Here is a 19,923-nt window from a genome sequence, read left to right on the forward strand (position 1 = left end):
CCGAAGAGGTGACATCCGTCATCGGCGGCCTGACATCCGTAACGGCCGCCTCGTGGACGTACCCCGTACTCAGTCCCGGTCCGTCCGGTAGACGAGGGCGGTGGCGAGGGCGGCGAGGCCTTCGGCGCGGCCGGTGAGGCCGAGCCCGTCGGTGGTGGTGCCGGAGACGGAGACGGGGGCGCCCGCGGCCGCCGCGAGCGCCTTCTGCGCTTCCTCGCGCCGCTTGCCGATCTTCGGGCGTACGCCGATCACCTGGATCGCGATGTTGCCGATCTCGTAGCCCTCGGCACGGACGATGCGGGCCGCTTCCGCCAGGAGGGTGACGCCGGCGGCGCCGGACCACTCGGGGCGGGAGGTGCCGAAGTGGGCGCCGAGGTCGCCGACGCCCGCGGCGGAGAACAGGGCGTCGCAGGCGGCGTGGGCGGCGACGTCTCCGTCGGAGTGCCCGGCGAGGCCGTCCTCGCCCTCCCACAGCAGGCCGGCGCACCACAGCTCGCGCCCGGCCTCGAAGGCGTGCACGTCGGTGCCGATGCCGACGCGCGGGATCAGGGGGGCGGCGGGGGGCGCGGGGGACTCCTCGGAACCTGCGGGGCTAGTACGCATCGGTGGCCCTCCTGCGGGCGAGTACGGCCTCGGCGAGGACCAGGTCGAGGGGGCGGGTGACCTTGAAGGCCTCCTCGTGGCCGGGGACGACCACGACGGTGACCCCGGTGCGCTCCACCATTCCGGCGTCGTCGGTGGCGCCCTCGCCGGAGACGGCGATGGTCTCGTGGGCGTGCAGGAGGGTCTTGAGGTCGAAGCCCTGCGGGGTCTGCACGGCGCGCAGCCGGGCGCGCTCGGGGGTGCCGAGGACGGGCTCGGGCTCGCCGGGGCGGCCGGGCTCGACCTCCTTGACGGTGTCGGCCAGCGGCAGGGCGGGGACGACGGCGGGGGCGCCGTCGCGGACGGCCTCCACGACGGAGTCCACGGTGTCGACGGGGACCAGGGGGCGGGCCGCGTCGTGGATGAGGACGGTGGTGACATCGGCCGGGAGGGCGTCCAGGCCGGCGCGCACCGACGCCTGGCGGGTGTCGCCCCCGGGGACGACGAGGACGTCGGTACGGTCGGGCAGCGGGTGCTCGTCGAGGAGGTGGCGCACCTCGGCGGTCCCGTCGGGCGGGGCGACGACCACGACGAGGGACACCGCGCGGGAGCGGGCCATGGCGCGGACGGCGTGGACCAGCATCGGTGTCCCGCCGAGGGCCCGCAGGGCCTTGGGGGCGCCGGGGCCGAGGCGTACCCCGCGGCCGGCGGCCGGGATCACCGCGGCGGTGCGGTGGGGGCGGGATTCGTCAGACATCAGTAGCTCCGAGCCAGGTTTGTGACTTCGGCCGACATGGGTATGGCCTGAAGGGTGCCGGGTGCGACGCCCTCGCCCCTTCCGTGACGACCGGTCGAGCCGGCTGCCCGGACCCGGCGCGCCAGGTGGGGGACGTGCGTGCGGACGCAGACATGCCGCAGCGCCCGGCAACAGCCCTCTCGTGGAGGAGAGGGCTTGTCATCGGGCACCGCGGCACACTGTGATCACAGCGCTTGATCGAGATGCGTGAGCGTCAGGACGCGAGCACCTCGTCGAGGAGGGCCTCGGCCTTGTCCTCGTTCGTGTTTTCGGCGAGCGCGAGCTCGCTCACCAGAATCTGACGCGCCTTCGCGAGCATCCGCTTCTCACCGGCGGAAAGCCCACGCTCACGCTCACGACGCCACAGGTCGCGCACCACTTCGGCGACCTTGATGACATCGCCCGAAGCGAGCTTCTCCAGATTTGCCTTGTAGCGACGGGACCAGTTCGTGGGCTCTTCTGCGTACGGTGCGCGGAGCACCTCGAAGACCCGGTCCAGCCCGTCCTGGCCGACTACGTCGCGAACGCCGACGAACTCCGCATTGTCCGCAGGCACACGAACCGTCAGGTCGCCCTGGGCGACCTTGAGCACCAAGTAGGTCTTGTCCACGCCTTTGATCTGGCGAGTTTCGATGGCCTCGATCAGCGCGGCCCCGTGATGGGGATAGACCACGGTGTCGCCAACCTTGAACGTCATGTGACAGGTACCCCTTCCGTGGCTATCCAGGGTAACACGAGAACTGACTGTTATGAATGGCGTTTTCGCAGGTCAGGGCACCTCTCGGGGCTTGACAACAGCGACACGAACGTGCTGCGAAAGGCTTCCGGAGGGGGGTATTCGCAGGTCGGAGGCGCTGTGCGGACCGGGCGAAACGACCACGTTACACCTGGCAGGTGCACCCACCAGTGTGACGTACGTCCCGTTTTGCCGGGTTCGAGGACAGGAAAACGAAGTACTCCGTTCGACTGGCGGCCACGCGTACGGAGCGGTTCCGGCCCAATCCGGAATTGATCACGCTCCGGCGTTCGAGGGAATGCCTGAATTCGATCACCGGGGGACCCTCCGCCGCGATAGCGGAATGCAAGATCGCGCACGCGTGCGGCGCCGTGCGCGCGCTGCGGAGGGTCGGGTGCGGGGGCGGGGTGGCGGCTCGGTAACCTAAGCCCGCTGACACACCCTTAGGGCGGCTTTACCTCGGCCGCTCCGAGAGCCATCGTCCCGTCCGTACGTCCAAGGAGTTGCCGCCGCCGTGAGCCGCAGCCTTCGACGCGGCGCCCTCGCCGCTTCCGCCGTAGTGTTCTCGCTCGCCTCGCTTGCCGCGTGCGGCGCGGGCAACGACGCGCAGACTCTCCAGATCAAGCCGGACAACGCCGCCGTCACCAAGGGCGACATCAAGGTCCAGAACGCCCTGGTGATCACCAAGGGCGACAAGGAGAAGAAGGGCCCGGCGTCCGTCTCGGCGACCCTCTTCAACTCCGGCGCCAAGGACCAGACCCTGGACGCGATCACCCTGGCGGGTGGCAAGTCCAAGGTGACGCTGAAGGGCGCCGAGGGCTCCGGCAAGATCACCGTGCCCGCCGGCGGTTCCGTCGTCCTCGGTGGCAAGGGCAACGCCTCCGCCGTCGTCGAGGGGGGCCGCGAGGCCGTCCAGAACGGCAACGTGCAGGAGATGACCTTCCAGCTCAGCACCGCCGGTGACGTGAAGCTGGACGCCTACGTCGTCCCGGCCAACGGCATGTACGCGGGCTACGGCCCCACCGAGGCCCCCGCCGCGGGCGCCACCCCGGCCCCCTCGGGCTCGGCCTCCGCCTCCCCGTCGGGCAGCCCCTCCGGCTCCCCCTCCCCCTCGGGTTCCGCCTCCGGCAGCCCGTCGGGCTCCCCCGCGGCCTCGCCGTCGCACAGCGCCGGCCACTGACGCACGAAGGAAGGGGCCCCGACCGCATCGCGGCCGGGGCCCCTTCCCCGTTTCCCTCCCGGCGGGCCTACGGCTCGAACTTGTAGCCGAGGCCGCGGACCGTGACCAGGTAGCGCGGGGCGCCCGGATCCGGCTCGATCTTGGCGCGCAGGCGCTTGACGTGCACGTCGAGGGTCTTGGTGTCGCCGACGTAGTCCGCGCCCCACACCCGGTCGATCAGCTGCATGCGGGTCAGCACCCGGCCCGCGTTGCGCAGCAGCATCTCCAGCAGGTCGAACTCCTTGAGCGGGAGGTCCACCTTGGCCCCGCCGACGGTGACCACGTGCCGGTCCACGTCCATCCGTACGGGACCGGCCTCCAGGGCCGCCGGGGTGACCTCCTCCGGCTCGCCGCGGCGGCGCAGGACGGCGCGGATGCGGGCGACCAGCTCCCGGGAGGAGAAGGGCTTGGTGACGTAGTCGTCGGCTCCTATCTCCAGCCCGACAACCTTGTCGATCTCGCTGTCCTTGGCCGTCACCATGATCACGGGGACGTTGGAGCGGCCGCGCAGCTGCCGGCAGACCTCGGTGCCCGGCAGGCCGGGCAGCATCAGGTCCAGGAGGACGAGGTCGGCGCCGTTGCGCTCGAACTCGTCGAGCCCGTCGGGCCCCGTCGCGGCGATGGCGACCTCGAAGCCTTCCTTGCGGAGCATGTAGGACAGGGCGTCGCTGAAGGATTCCTCATCCTCGACGACGAGCACTCGGGTCACGGAAGGACCTCCGGGGAGGGGACGGTCGGTTCTGGGTCAAGCTGGGGTCTGGCGGATTCGGGGGCGGTGGCCGGGGCCGCCCCGCCGGTGTCCGGGGCGGGCGCGGGCGCCTCGGGGAGCCGCAGGGTGAACGTGGAGCCCTGGCCCTCGGAGCTCCACACCGACACCTCCCCGCCGTGCGAGGCCGCCACGTGCTTCACGATGGCGAGGCCCAGTCCGGTTCCGCCGGTGGCGCGGGAGCGGGCCGGGTCGACGCGGTAGAAGCGTTCGAAGATGCGCTCGCGGTCCTTCTCCGGGATGCCGATGCCCTGGTCGGTCACGGCTATCTCGATCAAGTCTCCGCCCGGCGCGGTCACCCGGCGCGCGGCGATGCCGACCCTGGTGCGGGCCGGGCTGTAGTTCACGGCGTTCTCCACCAGGTTGCCGAGGGCCGCGGCCAGCTGCCCCCGGTGTCCCCATACCCGCAGGTCGGCGGTGCCGCCGGCGGCCATGGTGATCTGCTTGGAGGTCGCCGTGTGCCGGCAGCGGTCGATGGCCTCCGCCACGAGCGTGTCCACCCGTACCGGCTCGGCGTCCTCCAGGGCCTCGTCGTTCTGCACCCGGGAGAGGTCGATGAGCTCCTGTACGAGGTTGATCAGGCGGGTGGCCTCGATCTGCATGCGGCCCGCGAAGCGGGTGACCGCCTCGGGGTCGTCGGAGGCGTCCATGACCGCCTCGGAGAGCAGGGAGATGGCGCCGACCGGGGTCTTCAGCTCGTGCGAGACGTTCGCGACGAAGTCGCGGCGCACCGCTTCGATGCGGCGGGCCTCGGTGAGGTCCTCGACGAGCAGGAGCACCAGGCGGGAGCCCAGCGGGGCGACGCGGGCGGAGACCGCGAGGGCCTCGCCGCGGCCGGTCCCGCGCCGGGGCAGGTCGAGCTCGATCTGTCGTATCTCTCCGTCCCGGCGGGTGTCACGGGCCATGTGGAGCATGGGCTCCACGGCGAGCTTCCCGCCGCGGACCAGGCCCAGGGCGTACGCCGCCGAGCTGGCCTTGACCACCGCGTCGCCCTCGTCGAGGACGACGGCGGAGGAGCGGAGTACGGAAAGCACCGTGTCCACGCCGGGCGGGAGCACCGCGTTGATGTCGGGGCGCATGGAGCTCCTCGTGGGGCGGGCTTGGTCGCGCTCGCTCCAGCGGAACGCCAGCATGGCGATGACACCGGTGCAGAGACCGGCGATCGCCGCAGCTGCGGCGACCGCCGCGTTCACGTCCATGTGTCCAGGTTAAGCAGGGGGTAGGACACTTCCACAGCCGTTCGGGTGGCAGCTCGAACAGTCGTCGCCCAGAGTTCACCCTGACGACGGTGTTGATTCATTTGTGGTGCCGGAGCAGGACGCGTTGGCGGCCGAACGTGTCAACGTGGGGCACGGAAGTCCACCGCAACAGCAGTAGCGAGCAGTAGGCAAGCAGTAGGCAAGCAGGCAGGAGAAGGACACATGCGCGACGCGTACCACGAGGAACTGGACTCGATCGGAGAGAGCCTGGTCGAGATGGCCCGGCTCGTCGGTTCCGCGATCGGGCGGGCCACGACCTCCATGCTGGACGCCGACCTGAAGCTCGCCGAGAGCGTCATCGCCGCCGACCAGAAGGTCGACGACCTCCAGCACGACCTGGAGGCCCGCGCCATCGCCCTGCTGGCCCGCCAGCAGCCGGTCGCCACCGACCTGCGCATCGTCGTCACCTCGCTGCGCATGAGCGCCGACCTGGAGCGCTCCGGCGACCTGGCGCAGCACGTGGCGAAGCTGGCCCGGCTGCGCTTCCCGGACCGCGCGGTCCCGCGGGACCTGCACGCCACGATCCTGGAGATGGGGCAGCTGGCGCAGCGCCTGATGGCGAAGGCGGCCGAGGTCATCATCACGAAGGACGTCGACCTGGCGCTCCAGCTGGAGCAGGACGACGACGAGATGGACCAGCTGCACCGCACCCTCTTCCAGCACCTGATGGACGACCGCTGGAAGCACGGCATCGAGACGGCCGTGGACGTGACGCTGCTGGGCCGCTACTACGAGCGGTTCGCCGACCACGCGGTGTCGGTGGCCAAGCGCGTGGTGTACCTGGTGACGGGCGAGCACGCGGACGAGCTCCAGCAGCCGACGCAGGTGGAGGGCGTCTGAGCGGTCCGGCGTTCCGCGCCCCTGCGGGGCCCCAATGCGCCGTTGACGCGCCGGTGTGGCTGGGCATGAATGAGGCGAAGGCAGTACGACGTCCCGTACGCCGCCTGCGAGGAGGATCCATGCCCGATTCCCCCGTCCCCATCACCCCGGAGCAGGAGCAGCCGCCCCGTCCGGAACCCCTGCGCCTCCCGCTGCTCGCCGCCTGCGGCTGCGGTTCCGGCTGCGGCTGCGGCTGCCAGTCCGGCGCCCCCTGCCAGTGCGGCGGCTGACGGCCACCGCCAGCCGCGGGACAGCGAGGGCCCTGTCCGCACACCGGACGGGGTCCTCGCGCATGCGCCTCACCCGGTGGCGGCGTCGTCCTGGAACGCCTTGATGAGGCCGTCGATGAAGTGGCGGGTCTCGTCGGGGTTGAGGGCTTGGGCCTGGAGGTGGTCGTACATGATGTGGTACGGGTGCCGGTCGGCGTACTTCTCCAGGTAGAGATCGCTGGTGAAGCGCTCCAGGTAGACGACGCCCGCGTCGGCGTCGGCGAAGCCGAGGATGGAGAACTGCCCCAGGAGCCCGGCGTGGGCCCCGGCGGTGTGGGGCAGGACCTGCACGGTGATGTGGGGCAGGGCGGCCAGGGAGTTCAGGTGCTCCAGTTGCCCGCGCACGACGTCGCGGCCGCCGACCTCGCGGCGCAGGGCGGATTCGTCCAGGATCGCCCATAAGCGGAAGGGCCGGGCGGGGTGGTGCGCCCGGTGCTGGCGCCGCAGCCGCACCTCCAGGCTGACGGCCGCCTGCTCCGGGGTGATGTGAGGGACCGTTTCGCTGATGAGCGCGGCGGCGTACGCCGGGGTCTGGAGCAGGCCGGGGACCACCAGCGGCTCGTACGTGTGGAGGGAGGCGGCCTCCGTCTCCAGCCCGATGTAGACGCCGTAGGGGACGTCGCCGCAGGAGACCCACCAGCCCTGCCGGCCCGATTCCCTCGCCATCCGCATCATCGAATCGACGACGTGCTGGTCGGCGACTCCGTAGAGCCGGCACAGATCGCGCACGTCCCGCGGGTTGATGGGACGGCGACCGGTCTCGATCAGGCTGATCTTGGACTGTGACACCAGCAGGTGGCCCGCGGCCTGCGTGGAGGTCATCCCCGCGGCCTTGCGGAGCTGCCGGAGCTCCGCGCCCAGGCGCCGTCTCCTGACCGTGGGATATCCGTTCACCGCCATGGGCGGTCTACCTCCAGCTACAGACGCGCAGGCTACACATCCCACGGCCGACCTCGACAGAACGCATTGTGCATACGCGGCCGAAGAGGTCCGCCACCCGTGTGGCCAGTACCACCTGTTCGGCCCAATGCGGACCGTATCGGGCCGGGGCCGGGGCCAGGGCCGGGCCGGGGCCGGCGCGGTCACGGACCGCCGGTGATCCACCGCCGGAGGGCCTCGTGGGTGGTGTCGTCGACCGTGGAGAGCACGGCGATGGCGTGCGCGTCGTCGACGTGCGGGCGGACCCCGGCCCTGGTCAGCCACGCGTGCAGGTCCAGGCGCCGGCGGTCGTCGTCCTCGTCGTACGCCATCGCGCGTAAGCCGGGGAACCGGTAGGGGTCGGCCGGCCAGAGGTTCATGCCGGGTCCTGGGGGCCGGTCACTGCTGGCCCTGCAGGGCCTGGGCGCCCGCGGCGATGACCTCGGCGAGCTGGTTGGCGAGGGCGACGCTGCACCCGCCGAGCCGGACGAAGCCCCGGCAGCCGACCGGTCCGTCGTTGTACAGCGAGGGCAGGACCAGACCGGCGAGCGCGAGTGCGGCCTGGAGCTTGGTGACGGCCTCCTCACCGTCCCGGTACGCGGCGTCCTGGCGCCGCTTGTACCGGAGGCGCTCGGCGTGGGTGGGCTCGTAGGTCATGCTGTCGTCCTCTCGCTGTGGGGGCAGGGGGGGAAGGCAGGGTGCTCGTAGGACTTGGACCCGGGCACAGCCCGTGACCTATCGGTTTCGATCTTCGTTCCTGAGGTGCACGTGTCGTTGAAGCCTGGAAGGTCGGAGGTGCCGGAGAGGTTGGCGACGCCCGGCATCACGATCCGTAGCGCAGCCGGTAGCCGGAGGAGGGGGGCTCGGACGGCCTGCGGTCCCTCGCCGGATGGCCGGGGAGCACGGGGACGGGGACGGGGCCGGCCGCCACCGGCGTCCGGAGCCGGGGGGGCCGGGGGCCGCGGTGGCGCGGAGCGGTCTGCTGGGGTGGGCGCGTCAGCGTGATCTGGCGGACGAGCTGCTGGAAGCAGGCCAGCGCGGCGATGGGGGGCAGCGTGGCCGCCGCCTGGGCGGCGAACGTCCGCGGCGCCTGCGCCAGGCAGAGCAGGGTGGCAACGGTGGAGAACAGCAGGACGATCGACCAGGAGTGGACGGCTCGGCGTTGGTGCAGGGCGGCCCGCAGGATGGAGAGGGAGGCGACCGTCCACGGTCCGTAGATCAGCAGCGGCCACCAGCTCGGCACACCGTGCGCGGTGCCCGGTCCGGCGCTGTGGCGCAGGGACTCGCAGATGGCCAGGCCGCTGAACGTGCCGACCACGGCGGCGATGACGGCGACGAGCACCGCGGTGCACACGCTGCCGGTCCGCAGCAGCGTCACCACCGACGTCCTCGCCACACCACCGCGCCGGTGCCCACCGCCGCCCGGTGAGGTCCTCCCGCCGACCGGGTGGGGATCCGGGCCCGGCCCGGGGCCGACGCCGCCGGCCGTCTCGCCGACGCTCCCGTCGAAGCCGGCGCCCTCGAAGGCGGCACTGTCGAAGGCGGCACTGTCGAAGGCACCGCCGTCGAAGACGGGGCCGTCGAAGGCGGCTCCGCCGGCCGGATCCTCCCCCGGGTCCCACGGAGCGCTCACCCCGCCCGGCCCGAAGGGCGGCTGTCCGTAGACGGTGTGCTGCTCCTGGTCCAGCAGCGGCCAGTACACCGTGGGCTCCGGTGCGGGGGCGTAGTGGCCGTACCGCTCATACACGGGACGTCTGCCCGGAGTGCTCCCCGGCCGGCGCCGTGGGCGGGGCCGTGGGGGGCGCCGTGGGGGGTGCCGCCTCCTCGGACCTCCGGTCGAACTCCCGCTGGATCCTGCACACCGTGTCCAGGAAGTCCTCGAAGATCGAGGACGAGTAGTGGAGCCCGATCTCCAGCCCGTCATACCGAAGGGTCGCGCCCTGCTCCAGGGCCGCCGGGTCGGTGGAGACGGGCGTGTACATCCATTTCCCCACCCTTTCGGTCCGGATGCGGTCGGCGCACACGTCGTTCTCGGCGCTCGGCGGCAACATTGCCGCGTGTTTTGCTGTTGTCATAGTCCACCCAACGCTCCCGACACCGGGGAGGGTGTGCGCCGTCCAGGTGATGGCGCGACGGGTAAACCCAGGTTGACCAGTGTCTTTTATCGGCCCCGCCCGAACGGGCGGCCCTTCGGGACGACGGTCCGCACCCCGCCCGCCCCGGGGTCCCTCCAGCTCGAAGGGGGGACGGCGGAGTCCGACCGCGGCCTTCGGCCCGACCGCGCCGCCCGACCGCGCCGGGCGTACGCCCCCGTGATGGGCTAAGGCGCGCATTGAGCCGCGCGAGCGGCGCTCGCTCCCGTCCTCACGCCCCTGGCGCACGGGCACCGCGAACCCCGCGTGGCGGCAAACGGCTGACAGCACGCAACCCCGCATATGCCGCCACGTTATGACCGGGTGTCGCCGGGGGCGCCGCAGCCCCCTCCCCCGATCACCCGCACCGGAGAGGACCCGCAGTGACAGACACCCTCATGTGGTTCGCCCTGATCAGCTCCGTACTGGGCACGGGCGTCACCGCCTGGACCACGTCGGGCGTGGGCCGCATGCACCCCCTGGACGTCCGCGAACTACGCCGCCGCCGACACCTCGGAGACGTGCTCTCCCGCCACGTGGAGGCAACGAAGCCCCCCAGACCCACCGCGCCCCCACCCCCCGCCCCCGACACCACCCCCCACTGAAAGAAGCCCCCCACCCACCGGACATCCGGCGGCCGGGGGGCCGTTTCACGGTTGGGGGGCCCGGGCTCCGGGGCCCTCAGGCCGCACGGGTCATCCGGTTGGCGAAGGTCGAGAGGGTGTAGGCACCGATGCCGAGCACCACCTCAAGGGCGTTGCGCCGGGTGTACCCGTGTGCCCGGAACGCCGCCAGCTCCTCGTCGCCCACCGCGCCCGAGGCGGCGAGGACCTGACGGGTGAACCGGCGGACGGCGTCGATCCGCCGGGGGTCCGGCGCCGGGCCGAGACCGGCGAGCTTGGCCTCGTGCATGTCGACGCAGAGGTGGCACTGGTGGTGCGTGGCGACGGTCAGGATGACGGCTTCGCGGGAATGCGGGTCAAGCGTGGTCGCCTCGAACATGCGGCTGAGGGTGAGGAAGGCCTCCAGCGTCACCGGGGAGGCCTCCTTCAGCAGGGCGACGGCGTTGGCGGTGCGGGCGGACATGTCGGTGGCGATCTCGGTGGACAAGGCGGCTCCCCGTAGGATGGACAACATGGTTGACGAGGTGGACGAGAAAAACGTAAACCGTGTTGTCGATTCCGGCAAGGGCGTTTCCGACGCCCCGGGCTTCGAGCTGCCGTTGCTGCTGTTCGGCGGATTCCGGACGCTGATCGACCGGCTGCACGCACGGCTCGCGGAGGAGGGCCATCCGGGCCTGCGGCCGGCGTACGGGTTCGCCATGCAGGCCGTCGGCACCGGGGGCGCCACCGCCAGCGAGATCGGGCGGCGCCTCGGCGTCTCCAAGCAGGCCGCGGGCAAGACGGTCGACCGCCTGGTGGCGCTCGGTTACGCCGAGCGCAGGGACGACGCCCTGGACGCGCGCCGCAAGACGGTCCACCTCACCCCGCACGGCCTCGCCGGGCTGCGCCGCTCGGCCGCCGTCTTCGACGAACTGCGCGCGGAGTGGGCCGCCGTCCTCGGCCCGGACCGCGTCCGGGACATCGAGAGCGGCCTACGCCGGGTCGTCCCCGCCGAGACGGCCTTCCGCCTCGACGCGACGAGCTGGCTGGGCGGAGCCTAGGGCGGCCGCCGGCAGCTCGTCCGGCGTCTGGCAGCAGGGCCCGTTGCCGGTCCCCCCACATGGCCCAGGGGCGATCGTTCCTGCAGCTCCCCCAGGGGTGAACGAGGCCCGGCAGCGCCTGACGCGTGAGGTGCCGGGACAAGCTGGACGGGACCTGATTCGCCCTGCCGCAAGGAACCTTGATGCGCCTTCGTACGACCCTGACCGCCGCCCTCGGCGCCCTCGCCCTCACGCTCACCCTGCCGACCTCCGCGTCCGCCGCCACCGGCGACTTCTCCTACCAGTACGTCGGCCTGAGCGGCGCGCCGCAGTCGGTGACCCTGCACGACCCGCAGAGCCCGGGCTGCGTCCCGCTCGCAGAGGTCGCGGACCCGGGCTCGTCCGAGCCGGCCTTCGCCCCGCACAACGACACCGACGAGTGGGTGATGGTGTACACCGAGCCCGACTGCACAGGCGACTCCTGGACCCTGCGCCCGCACGGACGGCCCGCCGGCGACCGGCTCAAGCTGCGCTCGGTGTTCTTCACCGGCCGCCAGTAGGGTGACCCGGCGTTGAGGCCCCGAGTGGGCCCGAGCCGCGAAAATGCCCCCGGCCCGCGCCATAGGCGCAGGTCGGGGGCATGATCGCTTTTCTTACTTCTTCTTGCCCTGGTTCTTGACGGCCTCGATCGCGGCCGCGGCGGCCTCGGGGTCGAGGTAGGTGCCGCCCGGGGTGAGGGGCTTGAAGTCGGCGTCGAGCTCGTAGGAGAGCGGGATGCCGGTCGGGATGTTCAGGCCCGCGATGTCGGCGTCGGAGATGCCGTCCAGGTGCTTGACCAGGGCGCGCAGGGAGTTGCCGTGCGCGGCGACCAGGACGGTGTGGCCGTCGAGGAGGTCCGGGACGATCGCGTCGTACCAGTACGGGAGCATGCGGACGACGACGTCCTTGAGGCACTCGGTGCGCGGGCGCAGCTCCGGCGGGATGGAGGCGTAGCGCGGGTCCGCGGACTGGGAGAACTCGGTGCCGTCCTCAAGGGCCGGCGGCGGGGTGTCGTACGAGCGGCGCCACAGCATGAACTGCTCCTCGCCGAACTCGGCGAGGGTCTGGGCCTTGTCCTTGCCCTGGAGGGCGCCGTAGTGGCGCTCGTTCAGGCGCCAGGAGCGGTGGACGGGGATCCAGTGGCGGTCGGCGGACTCCAGGGCCAGCTGCGCGGTGCGGATGGCGCGCTTCTGGAGGGAGGTGTGCACGACGTCGGGGAGCAGGCCGGCGTCCTTGAGCAGCTCACCGCCGCGGACCGCCTCCTTCTCGCCCTTCTCGTTGAGGTTGACGTCCACCCAGCCGGTGAACAGGTTCTTCGCGTTCCATTCGCTCTCGCCGTGGCGGAGGAGGATCAGCTTGTACGGTGCGTCGGCCATGCGTACGAGCCTAGTGGACGGCCGGTGGCGCTCGCGCGCGGTCCGGGGGCGGTCCGATTGACGGTCGGCGTCAATTGGGTGGCGGGCCGGCGGGCCCCTCTCGTAACGTGCCGGGCGGATCAGTGACACTTACATCACCCGGGGGATTCCTTATGTCCGTTGCCCGTCTGAGTCGTTCCGCCCGGGCGAGCGTCTCGGGTCTGCCACGCGCGTTCTGGTGGTTGTGGGCGAGCACGCTCGTCAACCGGCTCGGGGCCTTCGTCGCCACCTTCATGGCCTTGTACCTGACCCTGGAGCGGGGCTATTCGGCCTCCTTCGCAGGACTCGTGGCCGCTCTGCACGGGCTGGGCGGGGTGATGTCCTCGCTGGGGGCGGGGGTGATGGCCGACCGGCTGGGGCGGCGGCCGACGATGCTCGTGGCGCAGGTCGCGACGGCCGGCGCGGTGGCGCTGCTGGGGTTCATGGAGCACCCGGCGGCGATCGCGGCGGTGGCGCTGCTGGTCGGGATGGCCTCGAACGCCTCGCGTCCGGCGGTGCAGGCGATGATGGCCGACATCGTCCGGCCGGAGGACCGGGTACGGGCCTTCGCGCTGAACTACTGGGCGATCAACCTGGGCTTCGCGGTGAGCTCGGTGGTGGCGGGGGTGGTCGCCGAGTACAGCTACCTGGCCGGGTTCCTGGGCGAGGCGGCGCTGACGCTGCTGTGCGCGGTGCTGGTGTTCGTGAAGCTGCCGGAGTCGCGGCCGGAGCCGGGGGCGGGGGGCTCGTCGGCGGAGGCCGCGGCGGAGGCCGGGGTCGGACTGGGGACCGTGCTGCGGGACGGGCGGTTCATGGGGGTCGTGGGGCTGTCGTTCCTGATCTCGCTGATCTTCACCCAGGGCTCGGTGGGCCTGCCGGTGGCGATGGGGGCGGCCGGGTTCTCGCCCGGGGAGTACGGGCTGGTGATCGCGGCGAACGGGGTGCTGATCGTGGTGCTCCAGCTGCCGGTGACGCGGTTCATCGAGAAGCGTGACCCGCGGCGGCTGCTGGTGGCCTCGGCGCTGCTGGCGGGGTACGGGTTCGCGATGACCGCGTTCGCGGGGCCGCTGTGGGCGTACGCGCTGACGGTGTGCGTGTGGACGCTTGCGGAGATCGTGAACTCGCCGACGCAGATGGGGCTGGTGGTGCAGCTGTCGCCGGTGCACGGGCGGGGGCGGTACCAGGGGATGTACACGATGTCCTGGTCGGTGGCCTCGCTGGTGGCTCCGCTGATGTCGGGGCTCGTCATCGACCGGTGGGGGGCCGGGTGGCTGTGGGCGGCGACGGGTGTCCTGGGGACGGTGGCGGCCGGGGGGTACGCGGTCCTGATGCGAGGCATGCCGGGGGCGGGCGGGGCGCCGGGCGCCTCCGGCTCCGCCGCGGCTCCGGTGACGGAGCCGACTCCTGTGGTGGCTCCGGCTCCTGTGGTGGCTCCGGCTCCGGCTCCTGTGGTGGCTCCGGCTCCGACCGAGGCGTAGCCGGGGCGGTGGTGTGGAGTGGGGGGCGGGTGCCGCTGCGCGGAGCCGCTCCCCCGCCCTTTCAAGCGCCGGCGGGGCTGGAATCCGGGCGGGTGAGGTGCTTGAAGGCGTCCAGGTTGTGGGTGGGTTCGCCGCGGGACGTGCGCCATTCGTACTCGCGGCGGATCGCGCTCGCGAAGCCCAGTTCCAGGAGGGTGTTGAACGCGCCGTCCGCCGCCTCCAGGATCGTGCCGAGGAGGCGGTCCAGGTCGTCCGGGGTGACCACGGACAGGGGGAGCCTGGCCGTGAGGTAGACGTCGCCCAGCGGGTCGACGGCGTACGCCATGCCGTACAGCTTGAGGTTGCGTTCCAGCAGCCAGCGGTGGACGCCCGCCTCGTTCTCGTCGGGGTGGCGGATCACGAAGGCGTTCAGCGACAGCGAGTGGCGGCCGATCCGCAGGGAGCAGGTGGTGCTCAGCTTGCGGGTTCCGGGCAGCTGGACGACGTACGTGCCGGGCTGCGGGCTCTCCCAGGGCAGCTCGGCGCCGGCCAGCGTGGACTCGATGATCGCGGCGGTGTCAGCCATGGTGGGAGCGTACGCGACGGCGGTGATCATGCATCGCCGCGGTGTATACGTCGGCGGTGCCGCTGGCGGCGGTGTCCCAGCCGAAGTGCTGCGCGTGCCGGGCGGCGGCGGCGCCCATGCGGGCCGTGAGGCCGGGTTCATCGACGAAGCGCCGCAGCGCCCGGGCGTAGTCGACGGGGTCGTGGCCGGGGACGAGCAGGCCCGTCACCCCGTCGTCGACGGCGACGGGGAGTCCGCCGACGGCCGCGGCGAGGACGGGCGTGCCCGTGGCTTGGGCCTCGATGGCGACCAGCCCGAAGGACTCGTTGTACGAGGGCATGACCAGCACGGACGCCGCCCGGAACCAGTCGGCGAGCTGGTCCTGGGCCACCGGCGGGTGGAAGTGGACGAGGTCGGTGATGCCGAGCTTCGCGGCGAGTTTCTGCAGCCCCTCCGGCTTGGCGAGGCCGCTGCCGCTGGGTCCGCCGACGACGGGGACGAAGAGGCGGCCGCGCAGGGCGGGATCGCGGTCCACGAGCTCGGCGACGGCGCGGAGCAGGATGTCGGGGGCCTTCAGGGGCTGGATGCGGCCCGCGAACAGCGGGATCACGGCGTCCTGGGGCAGGCCGAGCCGGGCGCGGGCGGCGGCGCGGCCGTCGCCGGTGGTGAAGCGGTCGAGGTTCACGCCGGGGTGCACGACGGCGACCTTGCCCGGGTCGGCCTCGTAGTGGCGGACGAGCTCGTCGGCCTCTTCGGCGGTGTTGGCGATCAGCCGGTCGGCGGCGGCGACGATCTGGGTCTCGCCGATGACGCGGGCGGCCGGCTCGGGGGTGTCGCCCTCGGCGAGGGCGGCGTTCTTGACCTTGGCCATGGTGTGCATGGCGTGGACGAGGGGGACACCCCAGCGTTCGGCGGCGAGCCAGCCGACGTGGCCGGAGAGCCAGTAGTGGGAGTGGACGAGGTCGTAGTAGCCGGGGCGGTGGCCGGCCCAGGCCTGCATGACGCCGTGGGTGAAGGCGCACAGCTGGGCGGGCAGCTCCTCCTTGGCGAGGCCCTCGTACGGGCCCGCGTCCACGTGCCGGACGAGGACGCCGGGGGCTAGCTCGACGGCCGGCGGCAGGCCGCCGGTGGTGGAGCGGGTGAAGATCTCGACCTCGATGTTGATGGCGGCGAGGCGGCGGGCCAGCTCCACGATGTAGACGTTCATGCCGCCGGCGTCGCCGGTGCCGGGCTGGTGCAGCGGGGAGGTGTGCACGCTGAGCATGGCCACGCGGCGGGGCTTGCGGTGGTGGCCGACGGCCGGGAGGCGCAGGCGGGGCGCGTCCTGGCGGGCACCGCGGGCGGCGGCGATGCGGCCGCTGATGCTGCCGCCGAGGCGGGACACGTACTGGCTCAAGGGAGCAGTTCCTCTCGCTCGGATCGCGCGGGCGGCGGGCTGTGCGGGTGCCGGTGGGGCGGCACACGGACGGCATGACTGCGGGAGCGCGCGCGGCGCTCTGCAAGGAGTGCAACCCGGATGGCCGCCCCCCGCATTCCGGGGGACGGGAAGTTCCTCGCCGGTACGCCGGATTTTTTTGCGCGCCCCCGGCTCCGCTTACGCTCGGCGCATGGTCTCCCGCAGCACTCCGCCACCCCCGAAGCGCCCTGTGGGCACCGTGACGCGCGGGACGACGAACCCGAACCGGCTGCGGCGCATGGACCGCTGGATCGCCGCCGTGCACGGGGCGGCGCTGCGCCGGGCGGACGCGCCGGTGGCCGTCGACCTGGGCTACGGGGCGGCGCCGTGGACGGCGGTGGAGCTGTTGGCGCGGTTGCGGGAGGCGGCGCCGGCGGTGCGGGTGGTGGGGATCGAGATCGAGCCGGCCCGGGTGGCGGGGGCGAAGCCCTACGAGCGGGACGGGCTGAGCTTCCGGCACGGGGGGTTCGAGGTGCCGCTGGAGGGCGGGGAGCGGCCGGCGCTGATCCGGGCGGCGAACGTGCTGCGGCAGTACGAGGAGGAGCAGGTCGAGGCGGTCTGGGAGCGGCTGTGCGCGCGGCTGGCGCCGGAGGGGCTGCTGGTGGAGGGGACCTGTGACGAGATCGGCCGGCGGCACGTGTGGGTGGCGCTGGGGCCGGAGGGGCCGCGGACGGTGACCTTCGCGACGCGGCTGGGTTCGCTGGAGCGCCCGTCGGACCTGGCGGAGCGGCTGCCGAAGGCGCTGATCCACCGGAACGTGCCGGGGGAGCCGGTGCACGCGTTCCTGCGCGACTTCGACCGGGCGTGGTCGGCGGCCGCGCCGTACGCCTCGTACGGGGCGCGGCAGCGGTGGATCCGGACGGCGCGGGCGCTGGCCGGGGAGTGGCCGCTGGCGGACGGGCCGGTGCGGTGGAGGCAGGGGGAACTGACGGTGCGGTGGGAGGCGTTGCGCCCGGCGGGGTGAACCTCGCGGTACGGGGAACCGGGGGTGGGGGCGGTCCGTTGGGTCGTCTGGGGTGGACGGTGCGTGGCGGGTCATGATCGGAGCGGAATCCGGAGGGTGTTGGAATTCGCCGGTTCGTGGCACCATCCCGGAGGCAGTGCGAAGTTACTGACGAATAGTCAGATCTGATGTCGGGTGACGTCGGGTCCGACTCGGGGCGCCTGGGGGAGCCATGGGGACCGTGAAGCGAGCGTCGTCGCGCCGGAGGGGGGCGTCCGCCCTGACCCTGCTGTGCGCGATGGCGATACTGACGGCCCCCGGATTCGCGACGGGTTCGGCGTTCGCGGCCCCGTCCGCCCCGTCCACCCCCTCCGCCCCGTCCGCGCCCGCGCCGGAGCCGGGCGCCAAGTCCCTGGAGCAGGTCCGCAAGGAGATAGAGGACCTCTACCGCCAGGCGGGCAGCGCGACGGACGCGTACAACCTCGCGGAGGGCGAGACCAAGGCGCAGTCCGAGCGGATCGTCGAGATCGCCAAGCTGGTGGTGGCGGGCCAGGACCGGATCTCCACCCTGAAGGACCGCGCGGGCGCCGCCGCCCGCGCCCAGTACCGCTCGGGCGGCCTGCCGCCGGGCGCACGGCTCGCGCTCAGCAACAGCCCCTCCGAGTTCCTCGACGGGGCGGACCGGCTCCGGCAGGGCGAGAAGGCCACCACCGATCTGCTGGCCGAACTGAACCGCACGCAGGCCGACTTGGAGCGGTACGCGAAGGACGCGGGCGCCGTCTGGCAGAAGATGGAGGACAACCGGGTCAAGAAGGAAGCCGCCAAGAAGGAGATCGAGGGCAAGATCAAGGCGGCGGAGGACCTGGAGAGCAGGCTGGCGGCCGAGGAGAAGGCCCGGCTGATCCAGCTGGAGCAGGACGCCCAGTACCAGGCGCAGACGGCATGGCTGTCGTCGGGCGCGATGAAGGACGTCAAGGGCCTGGCCTCGGACGTCGGGAAGAGGGCGGTGCAGTTCGCCACCGCGCAGATCGGGAAGCCGTACGTGTGGGGTGCGGAGGGGCCCGGCTCCTACGACTGTTCCGGGCTCACCTCGCAGGCGTGGCTCGCGGCGGGGCGGCCGATCCCGCGTACCTCGCAGGAGCAGTTGCGGCTGCTGCCGAAGGTGGCGGTGAAGGACATGCGGCCGGGGGACCTGATCATCTACTTCGACGACGCGAGCCACGTCGGGATGTACGTCGGGGACGGCGCGATCGTGCACGCGCCGCGGCCCGGGCGGAACGTGACGATGGCCGGGGCGGGCTCGATGCCGATCAAGGCGGTGGTCCGGCCCGACGCGTAGGCCCCGGGCGGGCGGGTCCGGGGCCGGTGGCGCCGCCCCGCGTGCTCCGCGCCGGCTGTCGCCGGGGGAACGGCTGGAAAGGCGGGCAGGGGGCCTCGCCCCGTGCAGCGGGGTCCGCACACCCCGTGACGGGCGGCTCCGGCGGGGCCGGCCGGGCCGTGACGTTGGTCATTGCGGGTGGGCGGGTTTCCGCCGGGATGGGGGCATATGGAGCGGGCCCCCGCCCGCTTCGGCATTCCCCCTCCCGACCCCGGCCCGCTAGGGTCCCGGCATGAGCGCACTTCCGGGGGGAGGCAAGGAACCGGAGACGATGCCCGTACCTGTACCGCGGCAGAGGGACATCCCCGCCACGGAGATCGGCGGCCCCGCCCCGCTGACCCTGCTGGTCGTCGAGGACGACCCCGGCGGCGGTCTCACCGTCCCCGAGATCCTCGACGCCGACGGCCAGCGCATCCGGCTCCGCAGCGCCCGCAACCTCACCGAGGCCGAGCGGCTGCTCACGCCCGACGTGCACTGCGTCCTGCTCGACCTGGCCCTCCCCGGCCCCGGCGAGGACGGTTTCGGCGCCCTGCGCGAGGTACTGCGCATCGCGCCCCGCCACGCCGTGCTCGTGCTCACCGCCGAGGCCGACGCCGAGCGCGCCGCCGAGGCCGTCCGCGTCGGCGCCCAGGACTTCCTCTTCCGCGACGAGCTGGACGGGCGGCTCCTCAGTCGCGCGATCCGCTACGCCGTGGAGAGAAAGCGGGCCGACATCGCCCAGTACAAGCTCGCAGAATCGAAACTTCGGGCCCAGGAGAACGCCCGCCTGGAGCGCGGACTGCTCCCCACCCCCCTGCTCGACGGCTCCGGCCTCCGCTTCGCCGCCCGCTACCGCCCCGGCCGCAGCCGGGCCCTCCTCGGCGGCGACTTCTACGACGCCGTCCGCACCCCCGACGGCACCGTCCACGCGATGATCGGCGACGTCTGCGGCCATGGCCCCGACGAGGCCGCCCTCGGCGTGGAGCTGCGGATCGCCTGGCGGGCGCTCACCCTGGCCGGCCTGTGCGGGGACGACCTGCTCGCCACCCTCCAGGAGGTCCTGGAGGTGGAGCGGCCCTGCGAGGAGATCTTCGCGACCCTGTGCACCGTCGACATCTCCCCCGACGGCCGCAGCGCCGGCCTGTGCCTGGCCGGGCATCCGGCCCCGCTGGTCTCCCGCCCCGGCCGCCCCGCGCGGCTCCTGCCGTACGAGAACAGCGGCCCGGCGCTCGGCCTGCTCCCCCGGGCCCGATGGCCCCGCCGCCAGGTGGACCTCGGCGGTACCTGGAGCCTCATGCTCTACACGGACGGCCTCATCGAGGGCCGGATCGGCGAGGGCCGCGAGCGGCTCGGCCAGGACGGCATGGTCGACATGATCAACCGCCACCTGGAGGACGGGCTCAGGGGGGAGAACCTGCTGGAGGCCTCGGTCACCGAGGCCCGGCGCCTCAACGGCGGCGAGCTCACCGACGACGTGGCCCTCGTCCTGCTCTCCAGGGGCTAGGTCCGGTCGG

Annotated in this window: 24 protein-coding genes; 10 read left to right on the forward strand and 14 right to left on the reverse strand. The window is 72.7% G+C overall.

From position 1 onward, the window contains the following. Nucleotides 1-69: 69 nt before the first annotated feature. From ispF to ACZ5NJ_RS25790, 3 genes are all read right to left on the reverse strand, one after another. Nucleotides 70-603, reverse strand: a complete 534-nt coding sequence (gene ispF / locus ACZ5NJ_RS25780; protein WP_468767571.1) for a 2-C-methyl-D-erythritol 2,4-cyclodiphosphate synthase — start codon at nt 601-603, stop codon at nt 70-72. Continuing rightward, on the reverse strand, nt 593-1,339 hold the full coding sequence (gene ispD / locus ACZ5NJ_RS25785; RefSeq protein WP_468767572.1) for a 2-C-methyl-D-erythritol 4-phosphate cytidylyltransferase: 747 nt from the start codon (nt 1,337-1,339) through the stop codon (nt 593-595). Before ispD ends, ispF begins: the two co-directional genes overlap by 11 nt. A 253-nt stretch (nt 1,340-1,592) precedes the next feature. Next, nucleotides 1,593-2,075, reverse strand: a complete 483-nt coding sequence (locus ACZ5NJ_RS25790) for a CarD family transcriptional regulator (protein WP_003953493.1) — start codon at nt 2,073-2,075, stop codon at nt 1,593-1,595. Nucleotides 2,076-2,628: 553 nt separating this feature from the next. Here ACZ5NJ_RS25790 and ACZ5NJ_RS25795 point away from each other — a divergent pair. Further along, nucleotides 2,629-3,294: a copper chaperone PCu(A)C domain-containing protein gene (locus tag ACZ5NJ_RS25795; protein WP_468767573.1), complete on the forward strand. Its 666-nt coding sequence runs from the start codon at nt 2,629-2,631 to the stop codon at nt 3,292-3,294. A gap of 67 nt (nt 3,295-3,361) precedes the next feature. On the opposite strand, the gene phoP is transcribed toward ACZ5NJ_RS25795, so the two are convergent. After that, nucleotides 3,362-4,033 carry a two-component system response regulator PhoP gene (phoP, locus tag ACZ5NJ_RS25800; RefSeq protein WP_467644498.1) on the reverse strand — a complete coding sequence of 224 codons (672 nt, stop codon included), beginning with the start codon at nt 4,031-4,033 and terminating at the stop codon, nt 3,362-3,364. A gap of 5 nt (nt 4,034-4,038) precedes the next feature. Then, nucleotides 4,039-5,298, reverse strand: coding sequence for a two-component system sensor histidine kinase PhoR (gene phoR / locus ACZ5NJ_RS25805; protein ID WP_468767575.1), 1,260 nt, complete (start codon nt 5,296-5,298; stop codon nt 4,039-4,041). A gap of 222 nt (nt 5,299-5,520) precedes the next feature. Here phoR and phoU point away from each other — a divergent pair, with 222 nt between their 5' ends. After that, nucleotides 5,521-6,198, forward strand: coding sequence for a phosphate signaling complex protein PhoU (gene phoU / locus ACZ5NJ_RS25810; protein WP_344162630.1), 678 nt, complete (start codon nt 5,521-5,523; stop codon nt 6,196-6,198). A 119-nt stretch (nt 6,199-6,317) separates the two neighbouring features. Continuing rightward, nucleotides 6,318-6,467, forward strand: a complete 150-nt coding sequence (locus ACZ5NJ_RS25815; protein WP_167344738.1) for a hypothetical protein — start codon at nt 6,318-6,320, stop codon at nt 6,465-6,467. Between the two features lie 69 nt (nt 6,468-6,536). On the opposite strand, the gene ACZ5NJ_RS25820 is transcribed toward ACZ5NJ_RS25815, so the two are convergent. The 5 genes from ACZ5NJ_RS25820 to ACZ5NJ_RS25840 form a co-directional block, all read right to left on the reverse strand. Beyond that, entirely contained in the window at nt 6,537-7,406 is an 870-nt protein-coding gene (locus ACZ5NJ_RS25820; protein WP_468767577.1) for a helix-turn-helix domain-containing protein, read from the reverse strand. 182 nt (nt 7,407-7,588) lie between these two features. Continuing rightward, nucleotides 7,589-7,804 carry a hypothetical protein gene (locus tag ACZ5NJ_RS25825; RefSeq protein WP_468767578.1) on the reverse strand — a complete coding sequence of 72 codons (216 nt, stop codon included), beginning with the start codon at nt 7,802-7,804 and terminating at the stop codon, nt 7,589-7,591. Between the two features lie 19 nt (nt 7,805-7,823). Further along, nucleotides 7,824-8,081: a hypothetical protein gene (locus ACZ5NJ_RS25830; protein WP_468767580.1), complete on the reverse strand. Its 258-nt coding sequence runs from the start codon at nt 8,079-8,081 to the stop codon at nt 7,824-7,826. Nucleotides 8,082-8,247: 166 nt separating this feature from the next. Further along, nucleotides 8,248-9,171, reverse strand: a complete 924-nt coding sequence (locus ACZ5NJ_RS25835) for a pentapeptide repeat-containing protein (RefSeq protein WP_468767582.1) — start codon at nt 9,169-9,171, stop codon at nt 8,248-8,250. Next, complete coding sequence (locus tag ACZ5NJ_RS25840) at nt 9,164-9,406, reverse strand: hypothetical protein (protein ID WP_468767584.1); 243 nt, start codon at nt 9,404-9,406, stop codon at nt 9,164-9,166. The genes ACZ5NJ_RS25835 and ACZ5NJ_RS25840 overlap by 8 nt, the downstream gene beginning before the upstream one ends. 533 nt (nt 9,407-9,939) lie before the next feature. On the opposite strand from ACZ5NJ_RS25840, the gene ACZ5NJ_RS25845 reads away from it, so the two are divergent. Then, a complete protein-coding gene (locus tag ACZ5NJ_RS25845; RefSeq protein ID WP_468767585.1) occupies nt 9,940-10,161 on the forward strand; it encodes a hypothetical protein in 222 nt (73 codons plus the stop codon). A gap of 76 nt (nt 10,162-10,237) precedes the next feature. On the opposite strand, the gene ACZ5NJ_RS25850 is transcribed toward ACZ5NJ_RS25845, so the two are convergent. After that, nucleotides 10,238-10,642: a carboxymuconolactone decarboxylase family protein gene (locus ACZ5NJ_RS25850; protein WP_468767651.1), complete on the reverse strand. Its 405-nt coding sequence runs from the start codon at nt 10,640-10,642 to the stop codon at nt 10,238-10,240. Between the two features lie 40 nt (nt 10,643-10,682). On the opposite strand from ACZ5NJ_RS25850, the gene ACZ5NJ_RS25855 reads away from it, so the two are divergent. Together ACZ5NJ_RS25855 and ACZ5NJ_RS25860 are read left to right on the forward strand one after the other, a co-directional pair. Beyond that, nucleotides 10,683-11,219, forward strand: coding sequence for a MarR family winged helix-turn-helix transcriptional regulator (locus ACZ5NJ_RS25855; RefSeq protein WP_468767587.1), 537 nt, complete (start codon nt 10,683-10,685; stop codon nt 11,217-11,219). Nucleotides 11,220-11,401: 182 nt separating this feature from the next. Further along, nucleotides 11,402-11,758 (forward strand): hypothetical protein, encoded by a 357-nt coding sequence (locus ACZ5NJ_RS25860; RefSeq protein WP_468767588.1) that lies wholly within the window; start codon nt 11,402-11,404, stop codon nt 11,756-11,758. A 93-nt stretch (nt 11,759-11,851) separates the two neighbouring features. Here the strand turns inward: ACZ5NJ_RS25860 and ACZ5NJ_RS25865 are convergent, their stop codons facing one another. Then, on the reverse strand, nt 11,852-12,613 hold the full coding sequence (locus tag ACZ5NJ_RS25865; protein WP_468767589.1) for a phosphoglyceromutase: 762 nt from the start codon (nt 12,611-12,613) through the stop codon (nt 11,852-11,854). A gap of 152 nt (nt 12,614-12,765) precedes the next feature. Between ACZ5NJ_RS25865 and ACZ5NJ_RS25870 the strand changes: the two genes are divergently transcribed. Beyond that, complete coding sequence (locus ACZ5NJ_RS25870) at nt 12,766-14,109, forward strand: MDR family MFS transporter (protein ID WP_468767590.1); 1,344 nt, start codon at nt 12,766-12,768, stop codon at nt 14,107-14,109. 61 nt (nt 14,110-14,170) lie between these two features. On the opposite strand, the gene ACZ5NJ_RS25875 is transcribed toward ACZ5NJ_RS25870, so the two are convergent. Both ACZ5NJ_RS25875 and mshA read right to left on the reverse strand, forming a co-directional pair. Continuing rightward, a complete protein-coding gene (locus ACZ5NJ_RS25875) occupies nt 14,171-14,674 on the reverse strand; it encodes a type III secretion system chaperone family protein (protein ID WP_468767591.1) in 504 nt (167 codons plus the stop codon). Continuing rightward, nucleotides 14,667-16,049: a D-inositol-3-phosphate glycosyltransferase gene (mshA, locus tag ACZ5NJ_RS25880; RefSeq protein WP_468767593.1), complete on the reverse strand. Its 1,383-nt coding sequence runs from the start codon at nt 16,047-16,049 to the stop codon at nt 14,667-14,669. Before mshA ends, ACZ5NJ_RS25875 begins: the two co-directional genes overlap by 8 nt. A 211-nt stretch (nt 16,050-16,260) precedes the next feature. On the opposite strand from mshA, the gene ACZ5NJ_RS25885 reads away from it, so the two are divergent. From ACZ5NJ_RS25885 to ACZ5NJ_RS25895, 3 genes are all read left to right on the forward strand, one after another. Next, on the forward strand, nt 16,261-17,073 hold the full coding sequence (locus ACZ5NJ_RS25885) for a class I SAM-dependent methyltransferase (RefSeq protein WP_468767595.1): 813 nt from the start codon (nt 16,261-16,263) through the stop codon (nt 17,071-17,073). A gap of 211 nt (nt 17,074-17,284) precedes the next feature. Continuing rightward, on the forward strand, nt 17,285-18,391 hold the full coding sequence (locus ACZ5NJ_RS25890; protein WP_468767596.1) for a C40 family peptidase: 1,107 nt from the start codon (nt 17,285-17,287) through the stop codon (nt 18,389-18,391). A 310-nt stretch (nt 18,392-18,701) separates the two neighbouring features. Next, on the forward strand, nt 18,702-19,913 hold the full coding sequence (locus tag ACZ5NJ_RS25895) for a PP2C family protein-serine/threonine phosphatase (protein WP_468767652.1): 1,212 nt from the start codon (nt 18,702-18,704) through the stop codon (nt 19,911-19,913). The last annotated feature ends 10 nt before the right edge of the window (nt 19,914-19,923 follow it).

It is taken from the genome of Streptomyces sp. NPDC032091 (assembly GCF_055580265.1).

Coding starts and splice junctions, on each gene's coding strand:
- ACZ5NJ_RS25790 (WP_003953493.1), bottom strand. CDS start 2,075: ATGACGTTCAAGGTTGGCGACACCGTGGTCTATCCCCATCACGGGGCC.
- ACZ5NJ_RS25890 (WP_468767596.1), top strand. CDS start 17,285: ATGGGGACCGTGAAGCGAGCGTCGTCGCGCCGGAGGGGGGCGTCCGCC.
- ACZ5NJ_RS25865 (WP_468767589.1), bottom strand. CDS start 12,613: ATGGCCGACGCACCGTACAAGCTGATCCTCCTCCGCCACGGCGAGAGC.
- ACZ5NJ_RS25885 (WP_468767595.1), top strand. CDS start 16,261: ATGGTCTCCCGCAGCACTCCGCCACCCCCGAAGCGCCCTGTGGGCACC.
- ACZ5NJ_RS25850 (WP_468767651.1), bottom strand. CDS start 10,642: ATGTCCGCCCGCACCGCCAACGCCGTCGCCCTGCTGAAGGAGGCCTCC.
- ACZ5NJ_RS25860 (WP_468767588.1), top strand. CDS start 11,402: ATGCGCCTTCGTACGACCCTGACCGCCGCCCTCGGCGCCCTCGCCCTC.
- ACZ5NJ_RS25815 (WP_167344738.1), top strand. CDS start 6,318: ATGCCCGATTCCCCCGTCCCCATCACCCCGGAGCAGGAGCAGCCGCCC.
- ACZ5NJ_RS25895 (WP_468767652.1), top strand. CDS start 18,702: ATGCCCGTACCTGTACCGCGGCAGAGGGACATCCCCGCCACGGAGATC.
- ACZ5NJ_RS25830 (WP_468767580.1), bottom strand. CDS start 8,081: ATGACCTACGAGCCCACCCACGCCGAGCGCCTCCGGTACAAGCGGCGC.
- ispF (WP_468767571.1), bottom strand. CDS start 603: ATGCGTACTAGCCCCGCAGGTTCCGAGGAGTCCCCCGCGCCCCCCGCC.
- ispD (WP_468767572.1), bottom strand. CDS start 1,339: ATGTCTGACGAATCCCGCCCCCACCGCACCGCCGCGGTGATCCCGGCC.
- ACZ5NJ_RS25870 (WP_468767590.1), top strand. CDS start 12,766: ATGTCCGTTGCCCGTCTGAGTCGTTCCGCCCGGGCGAGCGTCTCGGGT.
- ACZ5NJ_RS25820 (WP_468767577.1), bottom strand. CDS start 7,406: ATGGCGGTGAACGGATATCCCACGGTCAGGAGACGGCGCCTGGGCGCG.
- ACZ5NJ_RS25855 (WP_468767587.1), top strand. CDS start 10,683: ATGGACAACATGGTTGACGAGGTGGACGAGAAAAACGTAAACCGTGTT.
- ACZ5NJ_RS25825 (WP_468767578.1), bottom strand. CDS start 7,804: ATGAACCTCTGGCCGGCCGACCCCTACCGGTTCCCCGGCTTACGCGCG.
- phoU (WP_344162630.1), top strand. CDS start 5,521: ATGCGCGACGCGTACCACGAGGAACTGGACTCGATCGGAGAGAGCCTG.
- ACZ5NJ_RS25875 (WP_468767591.1), bottom strand. CDS start 14,674: ATGGCTGACACCGCCGCGATCATCGAGTCCACGCTGGCCGGCGCCGAG.
- phoR (WP_468767575.1), bottom strand. CDS start 5,298: ATGGACGTGAACGCGGCGGTCGCCGCAGCTGCGGCGATCGCCGGTCTC.
- ACZ5NJ_RS25840 (WP_468767584.1), bottom strand. CDS start 9,406: ATGTACACGCCCGTCTCCACCGACCCGGCGGCCCTGGAGCAGGGCGCG.